Below are 18,982 nucleotides of genomic sequence, written 5' to 3' on the forward strand. Positions count from 1 at the left end.
CGCAGGCAAATGGACGAGCGCGTTCCCGCGTGACAAGTGAAATGAAAACCCAGTTCGTCACTGGTGGATTCCGATGCCCGAAACCGTCATCAAGCCCCGCGTCAAGACGCAGCCGAAGACCGAGCGGCCGAAGCTCTACAAGGTCATCCTCGTCAATGACGATTTCACGCCGCGCGAGTTCGTGGTGAGGGTGCTCAAGGGCGAATTCAAGCTGAGCGAGGATCAGGCGCACCGCGTCATGATCACCGCGCATACGCGCGGCGTGTGCGTGGTCGCGGTGTTTACGCGCGACGTCGCCGAAACCAAGGCGGCGCGCGCCACCGATGCCGGCAAGGCCAAGGGCTACCCGCTGCTGTTCACCGTCGAACCGGAAGAGTAGCGCGCGCTTCCCTTCTCCCCTTGTGGGAGACGGTGTCGGCGAAGGCGACGGATGAGGGGTGTTCCAGGGAAAGCCGACATGTCACTTCGCTGGAGCACCCCTCATCCGTCTCGGCGCTATCGCGCCGATCCACGTTCTCCCACAAGGGGAGAAGGGGAAGGTGGCACTACCGCCCCTCGCGATACCACATCGAGCCGATGGCGAGCAGCAGCAGGCCGAGGCCGAGGAAGCCGCCGAACAGAGGCACGCGCGACACCGCCTTGAGCGCGCTGTCGTCGGTGGTGCGAAGGCCGATCCAGTCGTCGCCCGACGCGGCCGCGGAAGAGCGGACCGGCACGATCGACGGCAAGGTCACGCCGCCGGCGAGATTGCCAAGCGTCGACGACGAGGCCAGCCGCCGCACGCTGCCGCCGGTCGCCTCCGCAGGCGCCTTCAGCCTGTCCTCGGTCGAGACGACGTCCGCGAATTCCGGCGCGTTGATCGGGCCGACATGGGCCAACGCGGTGAGATCGCCATTGCCGATCTGGTAAAGGCCGATCTCGCTGGTCTGCAGGCTGCCGGTGAAGATGCCGGGCTCGGCTTTATCGAGCTTCACCGTCACGGCCTTGCCGGACGGCGTGATCACCTGGGCGGGACCCGGATCATCGCTCATCGTCTGGCGGCGGATTTCAAGCATCATGCCGCGGCCGTCGGCGGTCAGCCGTTCCTCCTCCAGTTCCGGCTCCTTCATCAACCAGTGGGCGATGCGGCGATAAAGCTGCACATGCGGGCCGCCGCCCTCGAAGCCGCGCGCCCACAGCCAGCCCTGGTCGGACAAGAGCATGCCGACACGGCCTTCGCCCTTGCGGTCGAGCAGGAGCAGGGGCCGGTTGTCGGCGCCCTTCATCACCACTTCGCCTTCCGGATTCTTGACGCCGATGGTGCGGAACCAGCGGCTCCAGTGCGGCGGCTCGCTCGCCGAGCCGTCGAGCCCGCGCGTCACCGGATGGCGCTGGCCGAGATCGGTCAGGCGCGGATAAAACGCCTTGTCCACCACCTCGCCGGTCGGCATGGCCGGCAGCGCGGCGTTGAGCGGCGTGCGGGCGATGGAGTTTTCACCGGCATATTCGGGGCCGGCGGCAATCAGCAGCGCGCCGCCCTTTTCGACATATTCGGAGATGTAATCGTAATAGAGGATCGGCAGCACGTCGCGGTGCTGGTAGCGGTCGAAGATGATCAGGTCGAAATCCTTGATCTTCTCGACGAACAGCTCGCGCGTCGGGAAAGCGATCAGCGACAGTTCATTGATCGGCGTGCCGTCCTGCTTTTCCGGCGGGCGCAGAATGGTGAAGTGGACGAGATCGACCGACGCGTCCGACTTCAAAAGGTTGCGCCAGGTGCGCTCGCCGGCATGCGGCTCGCCCGAAACCAAGAGCACGCGCAGGTTCTCGCGGATGCCGTCGACCAGGGCAATCGCCCGGTTGTTGGCGTCGGTCAGCTCGCCGGGATCGCGGTCGATGCCGAGCTGGACGATGTTGCGGCCGGCATTGGGAATGGTGACCGAGAGCTTCATCGGCTGGCCGACCGTCGCGTGCTCGACCGAGACCTGCTCGCCATTGACCGAGACGCGCACGTCCACCGGAGCGCCGTCGCCTTCCGTCGAAATGACGCGGTAAGTCATGTCGAGCGGCTTGCCGACGAGGCCGAAGCGCGGCGCGTTCTCGAAGCGGATGCGGCGGTCTTTCTCATGCTCGTTGCCAGTGATCAGCGCATGCAGCGGCGCATTGAACTCCGCGGCGCCGGCCGGCGCGTCATGCACCTCGCCGTCGGTGATCATGATGGCGCCGCCGATGCGCGACGGCGGCACGTCGCGGAAGGCGCCTTCCAGGGCGCTGAACAGCTTGGTTTCGGTGCGCTCGTCGGCGGCTTCGGACTTGCCGGCCTCGACGACACGGACATCGAACTGCTTGAAGCGGGCAAGACGCTGCTGCAAGCCGGCGAGCGCCTCGTCGGTCTGCTTGGTGCGGTCGCCGATGTCCTGGCTCTGGCTGCGGTCGACGATGAGGGCGACGACGCTCTTCAGCGCCTCGCGTTCCTCGGCGAGGAACACGGGATTGAGCAATGCCGCGGCAAGCGCGAGCAGCGCGATGAAGCGCAATGCCGAACCGCGTTGGCGAAACCACAGGCCGACCAGCGCTAGCAGCAGCAACGGCACGAAGAGCAAGCCAAAAAGCGGCCAGGAGAGGAGCGGTTCGAAGGAGATCGACCAGTTCATGACCTACTGCCCCAGCCGCTCGAGCAGCACGGGCACATGCACCTGGTCGGATTTGTAGTTGCCGGTCAGCATGTACATCATGATGTTGACGCCGGCGCGCAGCGCATAGACGCGCTGCATCGGGTCCGGCGGCACGGTCGGCAGCATCGGATCGCCGTTTTCGTCGATGGCCCAGGCGCCGGCGAAATCATTGGCGGTGATCATGATCGGCGACACGCCGTCGCCGGTGCGCACGGGGCGGTTCTCGGTGTTGCTGGCGTCGAGCGAAGCCTCGACCCAGAGCGGGCTGCCGTTGAAGCGGCCGGGAAACTCCGGAAGGATGAAGAAGGATTTGGTCAGCACATGATCCGACGGTACCGGCTCCAGCGGCGGCACGTTGAGATTGCCGAGGATGTCGCGCAGCCGCTCGGTCGCAGGGCTTGCCGAGCCGGCGCCGATACCGTTCGAGAACTGGTCGCGCGTGTCGAACAGAACCGTGCCGCCCTGCTGCATATAGGCGTCGATGCGGGCGATCGCCGCCGGGCTGGGCATCGGCGCGGTCGCATCGATCGGCCAATAGATCAGCGGGAAGAAGGACAGCTCGTCCTTGGCAATGTCGACGCCAGCCGGCGGGCCGGGCTCGAGCGCGGTCTTCTCGATCAGGAAACGGGTGAGGCCTTCAAGGCCGGCGCGGCTGATCGCATCGACGCCCGGTTCGCCGGTGATCACATAGGCGATGCGGGTTTTCGAAATATCGTCGATCGCCTGGGCGTCGCCCGGCTTCGAATCGTCGGCGCGGGCAAGGTCGGCGTGGCCGAAAAGGCCGCCCAGAACGATCAGAACGGTTGCGGCGGTCGCCACGGCCGCACGGCGCGGCCGGCGCGCCAGCAGGCCGCCCATCCAGAACACGGCCAAGGTGTCGAGCACCATCAACAGGAGCGCGATGGCGACCAGCGGCCCTTTGAGGTTTTCCGATTCGTCGAAGGCGTAGGGGACGGCTGTCACCGGCAGCGAGACCAGCGGGCGCGCCAGCGGCGCGAACGTGCTTGAGGCGTCGAGCAGGTTATGCGCGAACACCCCGGTCTCCGAGCCGTAAAGGCCGGGCGGGTTTTCCAGCGTCACTGGCAGCGGGCCGGCGCCGGGCACCAGCGGCCTGGCATCGGGCGAGGGCGGGGTCAGCATGCCGTCGGCGCCGACCATGCGATAGGGTGCCAGCGACGCGGCAGTGGCTTCGGCATTGGCGATCGCGGCGCCCTGGTTGCGTGACAACTGCACGACGCGCCGCAGCATCTCGACGAAGGTGCCGGAGATCGGCAGGTTCGACCAGGTCGCCTCGGGCGTGACATGGAAGAGCACCAGCGTGCCCTTGTCCTTCTTCATGCCCGTCACCAACGGCGTGCCGTCGGCAAGCGTGGCCCAGGTGCGCTCGACGATGTCGGGCGTCGGTTCGGCCAAAACCTGCCGGCTCACCGTCACCTCGGAGGGCGGGGAAAGATCGGCAAAGGGACCGTTCTTCGGGAATTCGGTGACGGCCTGCGGGGTGGTCCACGAGAGCGCGCCGCCCAGCGCGCGCTCGCCGCTGCGCAGCCTGACCGGCAAAAGGTCGTCGTCATTGCCGGCCGCGGCAAGACGCGGGCCGGCAAAACGCACCAGCGTGCCGCCCTTGTCGACCCAGTCGACCAGCCGCTGCTTGACCTGCTCCGGTATGGTGCCGACATCGGCCATGATGATCATTGCCGGCTTCTGGTCGAGAAGCTGCGGAATGGCGTCGGCCAGGTCGGCGCTCGATGGCTCGACCAGATCGGCGAAGGGCTGCAGTGCGCGGCGGATATAGTAGAGCGGCGACAGAAGCGGCTGCGCCTGGTCGGCCTCGGCCTGCGACAGAAGACCGACGCGGCGTCGCTTGGAACTCTCGTCGAGCACGCGCACGGCGCCGGCCTGGTGCTCGCCGTCGAGCGCGATCGAGGCAAAATCGTTGCGCAGCTCGAAGGGAACCGCCATCGCCGCCGTGGCGGTGGCTTCACCCGGCGCGAAGGTCAGCGTCGCATCGGCGATGCGGCGGCCCTTGTCGTCGAAGGCGCCCGCGGTGACCTGCGCCGGCGCCGGATTGCCCGGCGCGCGGATGGCGGTCAAAGCGAAACCGTCGACCTGGTTGTCGGCGCCAATCAGGCCGGTCAGGGAAGGCCGGTCGGAGGTGGCCCAGACCAGCCCTGTGGCGTTCTTTTCGAGCAACGTCTTGAAAGCGGCGTCGTCACCTTTGGCGGCAAGCCCATCGGCGAGCACCGCAACGCTGGCGCCAGGCAGGCGCTCCAGCGCGGCGGCGACGCGGGCGTAGACGGCAGGACGGTCAGTCGGGACCGGCCGCGGCTTGGCGGCGCGCAGGTGATCGAGCGCGGCCGAGGCGTCGAAAGGACCGATCTCGGCATTGGGCTTCTCGGCGGTGAAGGCGATGACGACAGGCACGCCGTTCGAGCCGGCATCTGCGATCAGCCGCTCGGCGGTGGCCACGCGCTTGTTCCAGTCGGCGGCAGTCGCCCAGCCATTGTCGACGACAAGCGCCAGGGCAGCACCTTCGGCAGGCAGTTTTTCGCGCGGATTGAAGACCGGCTCGGCCAGCGCCATGACGACGAGCGCCGCCATCAGCAGCCGAAGCAGCGTCAGCCACCAGGGGCTTTGCTGCGGGGTTTCCTCGCGCCTCAGGACCCGCGCGAGGATCTTCAGCGGCGGAAAAACTTCCGTTTGCGGCCTAGGCGGGGTGAGCCTGAGCAGCCACCAGATCACCGGCAGCGCCAGAAGGCCCCACAACACCATGGGCGCCCCGAAGGAGAGCGGCAGCCAGCTCATGCGACCGCCTTTCCGGCATGACCGCCGCCGGCGGTCAGCCTTGGATGCCCGTCGGCGGTCATCGCCATGTGGACGCGCACCAGCGCCTCGGAGGCGAGGCGGTCGGTGTGGTTGACGGTGTAGCTCCAGCCGAGCCGCTTGCACCACGCGGCCAGTTCCTTGCGGCGGGCTTTGTAGAGCAGGCGGTATTCCTCAGCCAGCATCTCGGCGCGGCCGGCGGTCAGCTTGTCGCCGGTCTCGGGATCGGTGAACTCCGTGCGGCCGGCATAGGGGAAGGTTTCCTCGGCCGGGTCGGCCACCTCGATCAGATGCGCGCGCACGCCGTGGCGTGCGAGCACGTCGAGCCAGGCCATGGTTTCCTCGACCGGGTCGAGGAAGTCGCCGACGAGGATGATGTCGCAGAAGCGGCGAATGGCCGACAGGTCGGGCTTGGCGGGCAGCGCGGCGGCATGGCTGAGCTGGGCGGCGATGCGCTCGGCGCCGTTGCGGGCGGTGAACGGGTCGGTCAGGCCCGGCCAGGCGATGCGCTCGCCGCTGCGTGACAGGAGCTCGGCCAGGGCAAGCGCCAGCACCAGCGCGCGCGATTCCTTCGAAACGCCGGCGCCGGCGGATTTATAGAGCATGGAAGGCGAAGGGTCGGCCCAGAGCCAGACGGTGTGAGCCGCCTCCCATTCGCGGTCGCGCACATAGGTATGGTCGTCCCTGGCGGAGCGACGCCAGTCGATGCGCGAGGAATCGCCTTCGACATAGGGCCGGAACTGCCAGAAATTCTCGCCGATACCGCGCTTGCGGCGGCCGTGCCAGCCGGCAATCACCGTGTTGACGATGCGGCGCGCCTCGACCAGCAGGTCCGGCACCAGTGAAGCCCGCAACCGACCACGAGCGAGCGCGTCGCGCGTCGCAACCGGTGCCTGGACCTCGCCTATTCGACCCATCAGATGCCTTTTGCCAGCTTCGCCACCACGTCGCGCACGGAAGTGCCTTCGGCGCGGGCGGCGAAAGTCAGCGCCATGCGATGCTGCAGCACCGGTTCGGCCAAGGCGCGGACGTCGTCGACCGAGGGTGCCAACCTGCCATCATATAGGGCTCTCGCCCGGGCGCACAGGGTCAACGCCTGGCTGGCGCGCGGGCCTGGCCCCCAGGCGACGTGCTTGTCCGTTTCGGCGTTGCCCTGGCCTGGCCTGGCCGAGCGCACCAGCTTGAGGATTGCCTCGACGACGCTTTCCGGCACCGGCATGCGGCGGATCAGCGTCTGGATTTCCCTGAGCCTGGCCGGCTGCAGCACGTTGTCGGCCTTGGCCTCGTCGACGCCGGTGGTTTCGAGCAGGATGCGGCGTTCCGCCTCGATTTCCGGATAGAGGATGTCGACCTGCATCAGGAAGCGGTCGAGCTGGGCCTCGGGGAGCGGATAGGTGCCTTCCTGTTCCAGCGGGTTCTGCGTCGCCAGCACGTGGAAGGGCGAGGGCAGGTCGTGGCGGGCGCCGGCGATGGTGACATGATATTCCTGCATCGCCTGCAGCAGCGCCGATTGCGTGCGCGGCGAGGCGCGGTTGATCTCGTCCGCCATCAGCAATTGCGTGAAGATCGGCCCGGAAATGAAGCGGAAGGAACGCTTGCCGAACTCGTCCTGCTCCATCACCTCGGAGCCGAGGATATCCGATGGCATCAGGTCGGGGGTGAACTGGACGCGGCGCGAATCGAGGCCGAGCACGATGCCAAGCGTCTCGACCAGCTTGGTCTTGGCCAGGCCCGGCACGCCGACCAGCAGCGCATGGCCACCGGCCAGCAACGCCACCAGCGTGCGCTCGACGACGGCTTCCTGGCCAAAGATCACCCGACCGACCGCGTCGCGGACCCTGGAGATGTCGGCCAGCGCCTTTTCGGCTTCCTCGATCATCGCGGTTTCGCTGATCGGGCTTTCCTTGATCATCACGCTCATGCCGTTTCGATCCTTGTGGTTGGAAATACCGGCCTGCATTCTCAATGGTGCAGAATGCCGCGATTCGGCCCCGCCTGGCGCCTGCAATCGTACTTAAATCACAGACTTGGGCGGACAAGGCTGACAATCGGGACAACAGTGACTATTTCGTGACCATGGCTGAACGCAGCGAACATCGTGAACAAAGCCCGGGCGAGCAGAGCCTGAGCAAGCAGAGTCTGACTGGCGCCACCGAGGCGCGCGGCCTGGAGGCGCTGATTTCGCGCGCGGCGCGCGCAGGCAAGGGGCCGGCGCCGGTCGAGCGCTGGAATCCGGACTTCTGCGGCGATCTCGACATGGAGATCAAGGCGGACGGCACCTGGTTCTATCTCGGCACGCCGATCGGCCGCATGCCACTGGTGCAGCTGTTTTCCAGCGTCCTGCGCAAGGATGCGGACGGCAAGACCTATCTGGTGACCCCGGTCGAGCGGGTCGGGATCCGCGTCGTCGATGCGCCCTTCGTCGCCGTCGAAATGAATGTGTCCGGCAGCGGGGACGAGCAGGTCATCACCTTCCGCACCAATGTCGGCGATGTCGTCGCCGCCGGCCCCGGCCATCCGCTGCGCTTCCTCGACGAGGACGAAACCGGTGGCCTGAAACCCTATGTGCTGGTGCGCGGGCGGCTGGAGGCGCTGGTGGCGCGGCCGGTGATGTATGAACTGGTCGAGCATGGCGAGGAGATCGACATCGACGGCAGGGCGATGTTCGCGGTCCGCTCGGGCGGCGAGGTCTATCCGATCATGCCGGCCGACAAACTGAGACGGCTGAGCGCGTGATGGATCAGATGACGCCGGCGGCGTTTTCGATCGCGGATTTTCGGGCGCGCGTCGCGGCGCAGGCCGCGTTCGGCCCGGGCGACGATTTCGGCGACCACCGCTTCAATCCCGACCATCCAAGGTTCAAGCACATCAAGCCGCTACGCGACGCGGCGGTGCTGATCCCCGTGGTCGACCGTGCCGAGGGCGCCATGGTGCTGCTCACCAAGCGCGCCGAGAAGCTGCGCAGCCATTCCGGCCAGGTGGCTTTTCCAGGCGGCACCATCGATCCGACCGATCCAGGCCCCGAGGCCACGGCGCTGCGCGAGACCTTCGAGGAGATCGGTCTCGATCGCGACCATATCGAGATCATCGGCCGCATGCCGGACTACGTCTCCGGCAGCGGCTACCGCATCGTGCCGGTGCTTGCCATCGTGCGGCCGGGTTTTTCGCTGACGCTCAATGCCGATGAGGTCGACGCTGCCTTCGAGGTGCCCTTGAGCTTCCTAATGGACCCGGCCAATCACGCGCGCGACAGCCGCATGTGGAACGAGCTCGAATGGTTCTTCTATGAGATGCCCTATGGCGGCCAGCGCATCTGGGGCGTCACCGCCGGCATCATCCGTACCCTCTATGAAAGGCTTTATGGTTGAGCGCTGAGGCGTCACTCTCGGGCAGGGCCGATTGGCTGAACGACAAGCACCTGCAGAAGCTGCTTGCGGCGCTGAAGCAAGGCGGCGAGGAAGCGCGTGTCGCAGGCGGCGCGGTGCGCAATGCACTGATGGGCCAGCCGGTCGCCGACATCGACATCGCCGCGACCACCGTGCCGCAGGAAACGGTCCGGCGCGCCGAGGCGGCCGGCTTCAAGACGGTGCCAACAGGTATCGAGCATGGCACCATCACCGTGGTCGCGGGCGGCAAGCCCTATGAGGTCACGACGCTGCGAGCCGATGTCGAGACCGATGGCCGGCGGGCAAAAGTGATCTTCGGACGCGACTGGAAAGCCGACGCCGAGCGACGCGACTTCACCATCAACGCGCTCTATGCCGAAGCGGACGGCAGGGTCGTCGACCTCGTCGGCGGCATTGCCGACATCGAAGCGCGGCGGCTGCGCTTCATCGGCGACGCGGAGGCGCGCATCCGTGAGGATTATCTGCGCATCCTGCGCTTTTTCCGTTTCTTTGCCTGGTATGGCGAGGGACGGCCGGACGCGGAAGGGCTGAAGGCCTGCGCCAGGCTGAAGGAAGGGCTCGCGCGGCTTTCCGCCGAACGCGTCTGGTCCGAGCTGAAGAAGCTCCTGTCGGCTCCGGATCCCTCGCGCGCGCTGCTATGGATGCGCCAGGCCGGCGTGCTCACCGCCGTGCTGCCGGAGAGCGAGAAATGGGGCATCGATGCCATCCATGGCCTGGTCAAGGCCGGAAAGGATCTCGGCTGGGCCGTCGATCCGATGCTGAGGCTGGAGGCGATCCTTCCGCCCGATGCCGTGCGTATGAAGACGCTTGGCGAACGGCTGCGGCTTTCGAACGACGATGCCGACCGGCTGCGGCATTGGGCGCTGACCGTTGCGCCGGATGCCAAGATGACCGAGACCGAATTGGCCAAGAAACTCTACTACGGCGATTGCGGCGGCTATCTCGACCGCATTCGGCTGGCGCTTGCCGCCGCGCGGACGCGTGCCATCGAGGACAATCAGGCGATGATCGAAGCCGGCGGTTTTTCACGCCTGCTCAATTTCACGCTGAAATGGGAAAAGCCGGCGTTTCCGATCAAGGGCGCCGACCTGACCGGGCTTGGCGCGTCGCCCGGGCCGAAGCTCGGCGCAACGCTGAAGAACCTCGAGAGGGAATGGGTCGAGTCGGGCTTCACCCTGGAACGCGGCGCGCTCGTGAAACGCGCCGCGCAAGCGCTGGAAACCTAAAGCGCGTCGCGCTGAACCGGATTCAGGCGACGCGCTTTAAGTCTTTGTTTTGATGCATGTCGTTGTCCCAGAACCGAGCACACTTCTGGGCGACATGCATTAGCGGTCGCCAGATTCAGGCCGCGTCGCGGACCTTCTGGATGCGCGAACGGATCGCCTCGATCATCGTCTCGCGGATGACGGTTTCGCCATGCGTCTCGCGCATATGCTCGACGGCGCGGCGCATGACTTCGGCTTCCTCGTCGGCGCGCGTGTGCCAGTCACAGCCGGGAACCAGCGATCCGCATTGGAATTCCTTCATGACTCTTCCTTTCCTAGCGTGGGGTGGTTCGACTTTGGCTGGCCGGCCGCCCCTGATTTTGTCTTGGCAGTCCGGGAGGGAAACGGCGGCGCGCCTCTTCCGGTTGCTCTGCCGGACTATCATAACACGTGTCGGACGGTTCGGTTGCATCGAAAGTCCCTGTCCCGGAATGGAAGGAAAGGCGGAGCGCTACGCCCCGCCTTTCCCTGCTGCCTGAGAACTGGACCTTCCGGGCAAGGTCGTTACTTCATGATCTTGACGGCCTCGGCAATCTTGTTCTTGCCGCTCATGTCCCAGGATACGCGGACTTTCTCGCCGGCCTGGATGCCGGGATCCTTGAAGGCTTTGGACAAGGTGAAAGTGGCTCCATCGTCCAGAACAAGGCTCATGGCCGTTCCGTCAAAACTCTTCACGGTGCCGGTGGTGTGCTTGACCGCCGCGAACGCGGCGCCACCGGAGGCGAGAAAGGCGGCGGCTGCCGCCGTCACGATAAGCTTGCGCATGGCATGCTCTCCTGGAATGCGGGTGCCCGTTTGATCAGGCACCCCTCTTTGCTCGGGGCCGTCAAGTCGCGTCGGGTCACGGCCGGCGGAGACAAGTGATCTCCGCTTCGACCGTCGGCGCTTCCCGACCCGACGATCTTAAATAACTCAATTTTTTCAAAAGGATATTAGACGAAAAAGATATCGAACCTGCCACATTGCCCGCCAAGATTCGGCGAATGGGACAGCAATGCGGCCATGGCCGAGCTCACCGGATCGTTACGGCCATTTTACCTCGGGCGGCAGGCTGGACAGGATCGAGGCGACATTGCCGCCGGTCTTCAGGCCGAAGATGGTGCCGCGATCGTGAAGCAAGTTGAATTCGACGTAGCGGCCGCGCCGGACGAGCTGTTCGTCGCGCTCGCCATCGGTCCAGTGCTGGTTGAAGTTGCCCCGCACCAGATGGGCATAGACGACGAGGAAGGAGCGTCCGACATCCTGGACGAAATTGAGATCGGCGTTCCAGCCGCCGCTGGCCTCGTCCGAATGCAGCCAATCGAAGAAGATGCCGCCGATGCCGCGCGCCTCGTTGCGGTGCGGCAGGAAGAAATATTCGTCGCACCAGGCTTTGAATTTGGGATAGTCGGCGACGGCGGCGTTCCTCTCGCAGGCGAACTGCATGGCGCGATGGAAGGCGATCGTGTCGGGATCGTCCTGGGTGCGGCGACGGTCGAGCACCGGCGTCAGATCGGCGCCGCCGCCGAACCACTGACGCGTGGTGACGACCATGCGCGTGTTCATGTGCACGGCCGGGACGTTGGGGTTCCAGGGGTGGGCGATCAACGAAATGCCGCTCGCCCAAAAGCGCGGGTCTTCCTCGGCACCGGGAATCTGTTTCCTGAACTCGGACGAGAATTCGCCATAGACGGTCGAGGTGTGCACGCCGACCTTCTCGAAGACGCGACCGCGCATCATCGACATGGTGCCGCCGCCGCCGCGGCCTTCGTCGCGCTCCCAGGGGGTTTTTTCGAAATGGCCGGGCGACCATGACGCTTGCGGGCCGGTGAGCTCCTGCTCGATCTGCTCGAAGGTGGCGCAGATCCGCTCGCGCAAGGCCTCGAACCAGAGGCGGGCCTTCATCTTCTTCTGCTCGATGTCGGCCGGCAGGCCCACCGGAAGGTCAGGTCTTTCCAATTCGGTCTCCAGTCCCAGGCCTACTTGCCTGACAAATGACCTGGTGGAGCGGATTCGACATTTGCACACCGCGTGGCTCAGGGCACGATGCGAATGTCAAATTCGAAAACTCCACTAGAAACAAAAACTTGCTAGCGGCCCTTGCGATTCCGACACCCGCAACGGTCTTGCGGGTATGCAGGCGAGTGTTGGAATCGGACCACTGGTTTTTTCCGCCCGCGATCCCTAATCTCTTGAGGACAAGGGTCAAGTCCTGTCTGATCCAGGTGCAAAGGAGTTTCCTTCGTGCGCACCCCGGCAAGACCGCCGCTGGATGGCTTGAAGAAGAGGCTGGAACGTTCGCGGGCCGAGCGTGCAAACCAGCCGCGCGACGGATTCCTGCGCGAGACCTTCGTGCTGCCGCGGCCGGCGGCGCGCCTGAAGGCGAAAGAGTGGTTCGAGCGTTTTCCGAAGCAGGCCTACTGGACCGAGATCGAAAGCTGGTTCGAACGTCCGGGCGACCTGATCGAGTTCACCATGCGCCGGCTGCCGGCGGCCGATTGAAGCGCGCCGCGATCGCAGCCGGTTCGGCCTCGATATTCACGGGGTTTGCCGGGATGGCCGCATCAATGCCCGATAGGCGGCCAGCATGGCGTCGGCCGAACGTCCGGTGTCGACGATCGATTGCCGGGCCGCCGCGCGCATCCGCTCGACGGCTGCCTCGTCGCCGACCAGCCCGGCAATGCGCGGCGTCAGAGCTTCCGGAGCCGCGACCGGAACGATGAAGCCGTTGATGCCTTCGCGGATGACCAGCGCCGCATCGCCGACATCGGTGGTCGCCACCGGGCAGCCCATCGCCAATGCCTCAAGCATCACCAGCGGCGTGCCTTCGATGCGCGACGACATCACGAGGATGCCGCACGCGGCGTAAAACTGTGGCATTGCCGCGCGATCGACGCGAGGCAAATGATGCACGCGGTCGGCTATGCCGGCGGCACGGGCCGCATCGCGAAACGCAGTCTTCATCTTACCGTCGCCCAGCACGAGGATCCGGACATTGGCGTGGGCGGCGAGGATCGGCGCCACCACCGCCAGGAAGGCGAGAGGGCGCTTTTCCTCACTCATCCGCCCGACGAAACCGATGACGAAGGTGCCATCGCCGATTCCGAAGCGCCTGCGGGCCGCGCCGAGGTCGACCCCTTGCGGATTGAAGACGCCTTCGTAATCAACGCCGTTGGGGATGACGACCACTGTCCCGGGGCTGGCGCCGCCGCAGGCGAGCGAGCGTCGGATTCTTTCGTTCACGGCGATGAGGCGATGAATGTGCAGCCTGGCACGGAGCGCCGAAGCCAAATGCGCCTTTGGCGCGTCATTGTGCAGAATGTCGTAGCTCAGGATCGCCGGAAAGCGCGCCTTGATCCGCTTCAGATTCTTGTAGAGGAAGCGCGATCCGCTGGACAGGATCGCCTTGGAATCGCGCGAGGCCATAAGCGCGGCGACGAATTCGAACCAATGCCGCCGCTCGACCAAGTCGGGCAAATGGTAGATTTCCGTGGTGATTGCCGCGAATGCCGGCGCCAGCGCCTGGTCGCCGGTCTCGGTGGTGACGATGCTGAGGCGCCATTCGGCCTTGAGGCTGTCGAGGATATCGGCCAGCAGCACCTCGGCGCCGCCCATCGGCAGCCAGGGCACCAGGACGAGCAAATGCGGACGCAAGTCGCCAAGATCTTCTGGCGAGCGCGCCAGGGCGGAAAACTCTGATGCGGCAATGGAAGGCCCTGGCCGCCGAAGGCGGGCTATCAGCCGGCGCCATTTGTCGGTCGGGTGCGACCAGTTCCTGGCGACCTCCGTCCAAGCGGAGTGCAGGGACGGCAGGGCCGGGCCGTCGTGGGTCATGCCTGCTCGGCGCTCCAGAGCGCCTCATGCGCGGGGGTCGGGATGCGCTGCGCTGGCGTGAACGGCTTTATCGAGGCCGGCAGTTCGACGAACTGGCTCGGATACAGCGCGGCAAGCGCCAATTTGTCGGCCGCCGCGCCGATGGGCCAGATCGAGCGCCGCGCCTTCAGCCACGCGGCAAGCTGCTCGAATCTCGCAAGCCCGGGCGCCCGGACCCGCCAGGCCGAGGCATAATGCAGATCTTCGTAGAAGGCGATGCGCCAGCGCGCCCGCAGGGCGTCGTAGTGCCGCAACACGATCTTGAGGACCACCATGTGGTCGATATGCCCGCCGATGGCCATCGGACAGAAGAGCCAGGGCCGCCGATCCTTTGGCCATTCCGTTGCCGCCGCGAAAATCGCCGCGATGACGGCGCCGTCGAGCCGCCGCGCGTCGTCCTCCGCCTTGGCGGTGTCGAAGGGGGCATGGCCGCGCAGCGGCGCCTCGTCGAGCCCGCCGAAATACAGGCGCAGGCCAACTTGGCTGGCAAAGGCAAGATCTTCGCGCTGGCGCAGGCTGGAAATCGCAGCGATGCGCTCGTCACCATGCGCGGCGACCGTCCGCGGCCGGGCCACATAGCCGGACTTCGAGAACAAGGTGAGCAGAACGCCTTTTCGCCGCCTGAGCGCGAAGGCTCCAAGCGAAAAGCAGATGTCGTCGCAATGGGGGGCGAGGTAGAGATCATGCGCCGAAGCTTCGGCGAGGCCGGCTGGGGAAGGCCGCTGGCGCGAGGCGAAATCCTGCGCGGCGAGGTTCAGGTCGTACAAGGCCTTCGGACCGAAGGACGCGATGGCGCTCCAACTCATGCCGCTGCGATCCACCGGGTTGCGGAAAAGATTGACGTCGAAGGCGTTCTCCTGCAGGCCAAGAGCCTTGTCTTGCAATGACCATTTTTGCGATGATCTCGACAGCGGGATATTTGTCGCGTTTGAGAAACAAGCATTTAGGCGGCTCCGCTCAGCGCTCGACCAACAGCCGCCTCGCTCCCGACCCTTGGGCGCTCAGCCGATCTTCCTTGTTTCTCAGCGGGCATTTGTCGATCGACATGCAGCCGCAGCCGATGCAATCGGTCAGCCCATCGCGCAGTTTCTTGAGCTGAGCGATCTTCTGGTCGAGCTCGTCGCGCCAGGCTGTCGAAAGCAGGTTCCAGTCCTCGCGCGTTGGGGTGCGGCCCTCCGGCAGGGATTGAAATGCCGCGGCGATGTCGGCAAGTGAGATGCCGACCTCCTGGGCGACACGGATGATCGCCACACGCCGTAGCACGTCGCGGCTGTAGCGCCGCTGATTGCCGGACGTGCGATGGCTACGGATCAGCCCGCGCGCCTCGTAGAAATGCAGCGCCGATACCGCAACGCCGCTGCGCATCGCCACCTGACCAACCGTCAATTCCCTTACCGGAGTCATTCTCAAATTCCCGCTTGACCTCAAGTTAAGTTGAGCTTGTAGCCAGAGAGCGACCACATGGCAAATGCAGGAGAAGGCGATGTGCGCCTGGGCAAGAATGACGGCCGAAGGGACGGGGATTCGGGATAGCGCCGAAGCGCGAAAGCTGGCTCGTTGTTTCGACGCAATTCCGAACGGAAAACCGTTTCACACTTTTCCTGGAATTGCTTTAGCCGATCTGGCGGAGCGCTTCACCCGCGACCATGGCGACGGACAGCGCGACATTGATGCTGCGCGCGCCCGGCCGCATCGGAATGGTCAGTCGCGCGTCCGCCGCCTGATGGACCTCTTCCGTCACGCCCGCGGATTCGCGGCCGAACAGGAGAATATCGCCGGCGGCAAAGGCGAAGTCCGTGTAGGCGCTGGTGGTCTTGGTGGTGAGCAGCACGAGGCGGCGCGCGCTGGTTTTTCGCCACGCCTCGAAGGCGTGCCAGTCGGCATGGCGGGAAAGCGCCGCCATTTCGAGGTAGTCCATGCCGGCCCGTTTCAGCGCTCGGTCGGAGAGCGGGAAACCGGCCGGCTCGATGATGTCGACACCGATGTCGAGGCAGGCGGCGAAGCGCAGGATTGTCCCGGTGTTGCCGGCGATATCCGGCTGGTAGAGCGCGACGCGGAGACGATCGTTCATTTTCGCATCCTGCTAATAAGTGGCAGATCGGCCACAGGCATCTCTGGCTTTCGGCGATTTCTGGACTGGCGGGTGGCCATTTTCTGCGAAGTCGAGTATATGCCCACCATCGTCAACCCGAACCGAATGGAGGGGAACACATGATGACCATGCACATCCAGCTCCCATCCGGGGCTCACGTATGCCCGCCGGCGGTTTCGGTACGACGATTCTTCTGACACTTTAAGTCCTGATCGCACCGATTCCCGCCGAACCCAGTTTTCGGCCTTCGAAGGAATCTTGCGATGTTTTTCAAACTGCCAAAGGGGCGCCGCGCCCCAGCTGAACGTGTCGAGGCCGACGCTTGCCGCGTCCCAATCGACGCTTGCCGTCCCGTCCCGACCGATTCGATCCGCGCCTTCGGTCGAATGCCGGTGGTCGAGGCCGCATCACCCTTTTTAACGCATTTGCATATGGAGGACGGACCAATGTTCGATCCCTATAAAATACCGGGGTCAAGAAGCCTGCACGAGCGCAAGGTGGCGACCTGGGCGCTGCTGATCGGCGAGACCTATTCGTCGGCGGTGCATGCCGAGGAACGGCGCAGGCCGCATCGCGGCATGCTGCCGGATGTCGATTTCTCGCGCGCGGTGCCCGATCACAGCCGACCCACGCTGGTGCGCCGGATCATCCGTCTGATCCGGCCCGGTGACCGGAACCGGGCGGGCTCCGGCTTTTCATCGGCAAGCTCGGGGTCGTCAGGATCGTCGAACGAGCCTGTCGGCGAAATGCCGGCGAAACCCTATATTGCGCGCAGCAGGGACGGCGACGCGGATGATTCCGTGTCGCCGGCCCGCAATGCCTCGCGGCCGCAAAGCCTTGCCCATCAATCCCGCGCCGCGTGAGCGCATAGACAAGTCGAGTGCCTGAAATGTTCCGCTGGTTTGAAAACAGGCTCAATCCGTTTCCCGCCGCGGAGCCGGTCGAGCCGCCGAAGACGCTGGTCGCCTTCTGCGTGCATCATACGCGCGGGGCCTGGCCCTATATCATTGTCGACGGGTTGCTGGTGACGGCGATCTCCATCGCCGAAGTGTGGATGTTCGGCTTCATGGGCCGCATCGTCGACTGGCTGTCGGGGCAGAACCGCGAAACCTTCCTGCAGACCGAGAGCTGGAAGCTCGCCGGCATGGCTTTCATCGTGCTGTTCGCGCTGCCGGGCACGGTCTGGCTGCATTCGCTGCTCAACCAGCAGACGCTGATGGGCAATTATCCCATGCGCATCCGCTGGCAGGTGCATCGCTATCTCTTGAAGCAGTCGATGGCCTTCTATCAGGACGAGTTCGCCGGCCGCATCGCCACCAAGCTGATGCAGACGGCGCTCGCCGTGCGCGAATGCGTGATCAAGCTCATCGACGTCTTGAACTACGTCGTCGTCTACTTCCTCGGCATGCTGTTCATCGTCGGCTCGGCCGACTTGCGGCTGGCCGCACCGCTCGCCGTCTGGCTGGTCGGCTATATCTTGCTCCTGCGCTTTTTCATCCCGCGGCTGGGCAAGGTCGGCGAGGAGCAGGCCAATGCGCGCTCGACCATGACCGGCCGCGTCGTCGACAGCTACACCAACATCCAGACGGTGAAGCTGTTTTCGCATGCGCGCCGCGAGGCGACCTTCGCCAAAGAGGGCATGGCGAGCTTCCTCGACACCGTCTACCGCTCGATGCGGCTGGTGACGGTGCTCTACGGCCTGCTATACATCCTGAATTCCCTGCTTCTGTTCTCCGTCACGGCGATCTCGCTGTGGCTGTGGCTCGGCCAGGCGGTGACGATCGGCGCCGTCGCCGTGGTCATCGGCCTGGTGCTGCGCATGTGGGGCATGTCGCAGTGGATCATGTGGGAAATGTCCGGGCTGTTCGAGAATATCGGCACGGTCCAGGACGGCATCCAGTCGATCTCGCTGCCGCGCTTGGTCGAGGACAGGCCGGGCGCGAAGGACATCGCCGTCAGCCAGGGCGAGATCCGTTTCGACGATATCGGCTTCCACTACGGTAAGCAGAAAGGCGTCATCGAGAAGCTGTCGCTCACCGTGAGGCCGGGCGAGAAGGTCGGCATTGTCGGCCGCTCCGGCGCCGGCAAGTCGACGCTGGTCAACCTTTTGCTGCGCTTCTACGACCTGGAAAGCGGCAGGATCCTGGTCGATGGCCAGGAGATAGCCGCCGTGACCCAGGATTCGCTGCGCGCGCAGATCGGCATGGTGACGCAGGACACCTCGCTGCTGCACCGCTCGGTGAAGGAGAACATCCTCTACGGCCGGCCCGACGCGACCGACGAGATGCTCACCGAGGCGGCGCGCCGGGCGGAGGCGCTCGATTTCATCGGCGGGCTTTCGGACCACAACGGCCGCAAGGGATTCGACGCCCATGTCGGCGATCGCGGCGTCAAATTGTCCGGCGGCCAGCGGCAGCGCATCGCGATCGCCCGCGTCATGCTGAAGGACGCGCCGATCCTGATCCTCGACGAGGCGACCTCGGCGCTCGATTCGGAAGCCGAGGCGGCCATCCAGGAGAACCTCTACAAGCTGATGCAGGGCAAGACCGTCATCGCCATCGCGCACCGGCTGTCGACGATTGCGGCGATGGACAGGCTCGTCGTCATGGACAAGGGCCGCATCATCGAGGAAGGCTCGCATGAGGAACTCGTCGCCAAGGGCGGGCTCTACGCCCAGCTCTGGCAGCGCCAGTCCGGCGGCTTCCTGCTCGATGAAGCGCCGGCTGAGTCCGATGCGAAGGCGCCTCAATCCGAGATGGCGGCGGAGTAACGCGATCGCGATTGCAGCAATTCCAGGAAAAGTGCGTAGCGGTTTTCCGTCTGGAATTCTCGCAAAACAAAGACTTGGAACGCCCGACGGTTCTGTCGGGCCGCTCCGGCATCAAGGTTACG

Annotated in this window: 18 protein-coding genes; 7 read left to right on the forward strand and 11 right to left on the reverse strand. The window is 65.3% G+C overall.

Annotated features, from left to right (window positions below):
* Positions 1 to 73: 73 nt before the first annotated feature.
* Positions 74 to 379 carry an ATP-dependent Clp protease adapter ClpS gene (gene clpS, locus LB572_RS18480; RefSeq protein ID WP_224668707.1) on the forward strand — a complete coding sequence of 102 codons (306 nt, stop codon included), beginning with the start codon at positions 74 to 76 and terminating at the stop codon, positions 377 to 379.
* Between the two features lie 166 nt (positions 380 to 545).
* On the opposite strand, the gene LB572_RS18485 is transcribed toward clpS, so the two are convergent.
* From LB572_RS18485 to LB572_RS18500, 4 genes are read right to left on the reverse strand one after another with little or no spacing between them, the layout of a single operon-like run.
* A complete protein-coding gene (locus LB572_RS18485; RefSeq protein WP_140806782.1) occupies positions 546 to 2,633 on the reverse strand; it encodes a hypothetical protein in 2,088 nt (695 codons plus the stop codon).
* Positions 2,634 to 2,636: 3 nt separating this feature from the next.
* The gene (locus LB572_RS18490) at positions 2,637 to 5,456 is read right to left on the reverse strand and encodes a DUF4159 domain-containing protein (protein ID WP_224668708.1); all 2,820 of its coding nucleotides are present in this window, start codon (positions 5,454 to 5,456) and stop codon (positions 2,637 to 2,639) included.
* Complete coding sequence (locus tag LB572_RS18495) at positions 5,453 to 6,391, reverse strand: DUF58 domain-containing protein (protein WP_224668709.1); 939 nt, start codon at positions 6,389 to 6,391, stop codon at positions 5,453 to 5,455. The genes LB572_RS18490 and LB572_RS18495 overlap by 4 nt, the downstream gene beginning before the upstream one ends.
* Positions 6,391 to 7,395, reverse strand: a complete 1,005-nt coding sequence (locus LB572_RS18500) for an AAA family ATPase (protein WP_224668710.1) — start codon at positions 7,393 to 7,395, stop codon at positions 6,391 to 6,393. Before LB572_RS18500 ends, LB572_RS18495 begins: the two co-directional genes overlap by 1 nt.
* Positions 7,396 to 7,550: 155 nt before the next feature.
* On the opposite strand from LB572_RS18500, the gene LB572_RS18505 reads away from it, so the two are divergent.
* Genes LB572_RS18505 through LB572_RS18515 form a run of 3 tightly spaced genes read left to right on the forward strand, consistent with a single transcriptional unit; the run spans position 7,551 to position 10,107 of the window.
* Entirely contained in the window at positions 7,551 to 8,210 is a 660-nt protein-coding gene (locus LB572_RS18505; protein ID WP_140806791.1) for a DUF1285 domain-containing protein, read from the forward strand.
* Complete coding sequence (locus LB572_RS18510; RefSeq protein ID WP_224668711.1) at positions 8,210 to 8,842, forward strand: CoA pyrophosphatase; 633 nt, start codon at positions 8,210 to 8,212, stop codon at positions 8,840 to 8,842. Before LB572_RS18505 ends, LB572_RS18510 begins: the two co-directional genes overlap by 1 nt.
* On the forward strand, positions 8,839 to 10,107 hold the full coding sequence (locus LB572_RS18515; RefSeq protein WP_224668712.1) for a CCA tRNA nucleotidyltransferase: 1,269 nt from the start codon (positions 8,839 to 8,841) through the stop codon (positions 10,105 to 10,107). Before LB572_RS18510 ends, LB572_RS18515 begins: the two co-directional genes overlap by 4 nt.
* Before the next feature lie 115 nt (positions 10,108 to 10,222).
* Here LB572_RS18515 and LB572_RS18520 read toward each other — a convergent pair whose 3' ends face one another.
* From LB572_RS18520 to hemF, 3 genes are all read right to left on the reverse strand, one after another.
* The gene (locus LB572_RS18520; RefSeq protein ID WP_008877709.1) at positions 10,223 to 10,408 is read right to left on the reverse strand and encodes a DUF1059 domain-containing protein; all 186 of its coding nucleotides are present in this window, start codon (positions 10,406 to 10,408) and stop codon (positions 10,223 to 10,225) included.
* A gap of 242 nt (positions 10,409 to 10,650) precedes the next feature.
* The gene (locus tag LB572_RS18525) at positions 10,651 to 10,911 is read right to left on the reverse strand and encodes a DUF1344 domain-containing protein (RefSeq protein ID WP_224668713.1); all 261 of its coding nucleotides are present in this window, start codon (positions 10,909 to 10,911) and stop codon (positions 10,651 to 10,653) included.
* Positions 10,912 to 11,169: 258 nt separating this feature from the next.
* On the reverse strand, positions 11,170 to 12,084 hold the full coding sequence (hemF, locus tag LB572_RS18530) for an oxygen-dependent coproporphyrinogen oxidase (RefSeq protein ID WP_224668714.1): 915 nt from the start codon (positions 12,082 to 12,084) through the stop codon (positions 11,170 to 11,172).
* A 285-nt stretch (positions 12,085 to 12,369) separates the two neighbouring features.
* Between hemF and LB572_RS18535 the strand changes: the two genes are divergently transcribed.
* Positions 12,370 to 12,627 carry a hypothetical protein gene (locus tag LB572_RS18535; RefSeq protein WP_224668715.1) on the forward strand — a complete coding sequence of 86 codons (258 nt, stop codon included), beginning with the start codon at positions 12,370 to 12,372 and terminating at the stop codon, positions 12,625 to 12,627.
* Positions 12,628 to 12,663: 36 nt separating this feature from the next.
* On the opposite strand, the gene LB572_RS18540 is transcribed toward LB572_RS18535, so the two are convergent.
* The 4 genes from LB572_RS18540 to LB572_RS18555 all read right to left on the reverse strand — a co-directional run bounded on the left by LB572_RS18540 (position 12,664) and on the right by LB572_RS18555 (position 16,069).
* Complete coding sequence (locus tag LB572_RS18540) at positions 12,664 to 13,959, reverse strand: glycosyltransferase family 4 protein (RefSeq protein ID WP_224668716.1); 1,296 nt, start codon at positions 13,957 to 13,959, stop codon at positions 12,664 to 12,666.
* On the reverse strand, positions 13,956 to 14,882 hold the full coding sequence (locus LB572_RS18545) for a hypothetical protein (RefSeq protein WP_224668717.1): 927 nt from the start codon (positions 14,880 to 14,882) through the stop codon (positions 13,956 to 13,958). Before LB572_RS18545 ends, LB572_RS18540 begins: the two co-directional genes overlap by 4 nt.
* A 73-nt stretch (positions 14,883 to 14,955) precedes the next feature.
* The gene (soxR, locus tag LB572_RS18550) at positions 14,956 to 15,402 is read right to left on the reverse strand and encodes a redox-sensitive transcriptional activator SoxR (protein WP_140808997.1); all 447 of its coding nucleotides are present in this window, start codon (positions 15,400 to 15,402) and stop codon (positions 14,956 to 14,958) included.
* A 208-nt stretch (positions 15,403 to 15,610) separates the two neighbouring features.
* On the reverse strand, positions 15,611 to 16,069 hold the full coding sequence (locus LB572_RS18555) for a tRNA (cytidine(34)-2'-O)-methyltransferase (protein WP_224668718.1): 459 nt from the start codon (positions 16,067 to 16,069) through the stop codon (positions 15,611 to 15,613).
* A gap of 467 nt (positions 16,070 to 16,536) precedes the next feature.
* On the opposite strand from LB572_RS18555, the gene LB572_RS18560 reads away from it, so the two are divergent.
* Positions 16,537 to 16,953 carry a hypothetical protein gene (locus tag LB572_RS18560; protein WP_224668719.1) on the forward strand — a complete coding sequence of 139 codons (417 nt, stop codon included), beginning with the start codon at positions 16,537 to 16,539 and terminating at the stop codon, positions 16,951 to 16,953.
* A gap of 26 nt (positions 16,954 to 16,979) precedes the next feature.
* On the forward strand, positions 16,980 to 18,860 hold the full coding sequence (locus LB572_RS18565) for an ABC transporter ATP-binding protein (protein WP_224668720.1): 1,881 nt from the start codon (positions 16,980 to 16,982) through the stop codon (positions 18,858 to 18,860).
* Positions 18,861 to 18,982: the final 122 nt, after the last annotated feature.

This window comes from Mesorhizobium sp. BH1-1-5, from assembly GCF_020165615.1.
Lineage (GTDB): Bacteria > Pseudomonadota > Alphaproteobacteria > Rhizobiales > Rhizobiaceae > Mesorhizobium.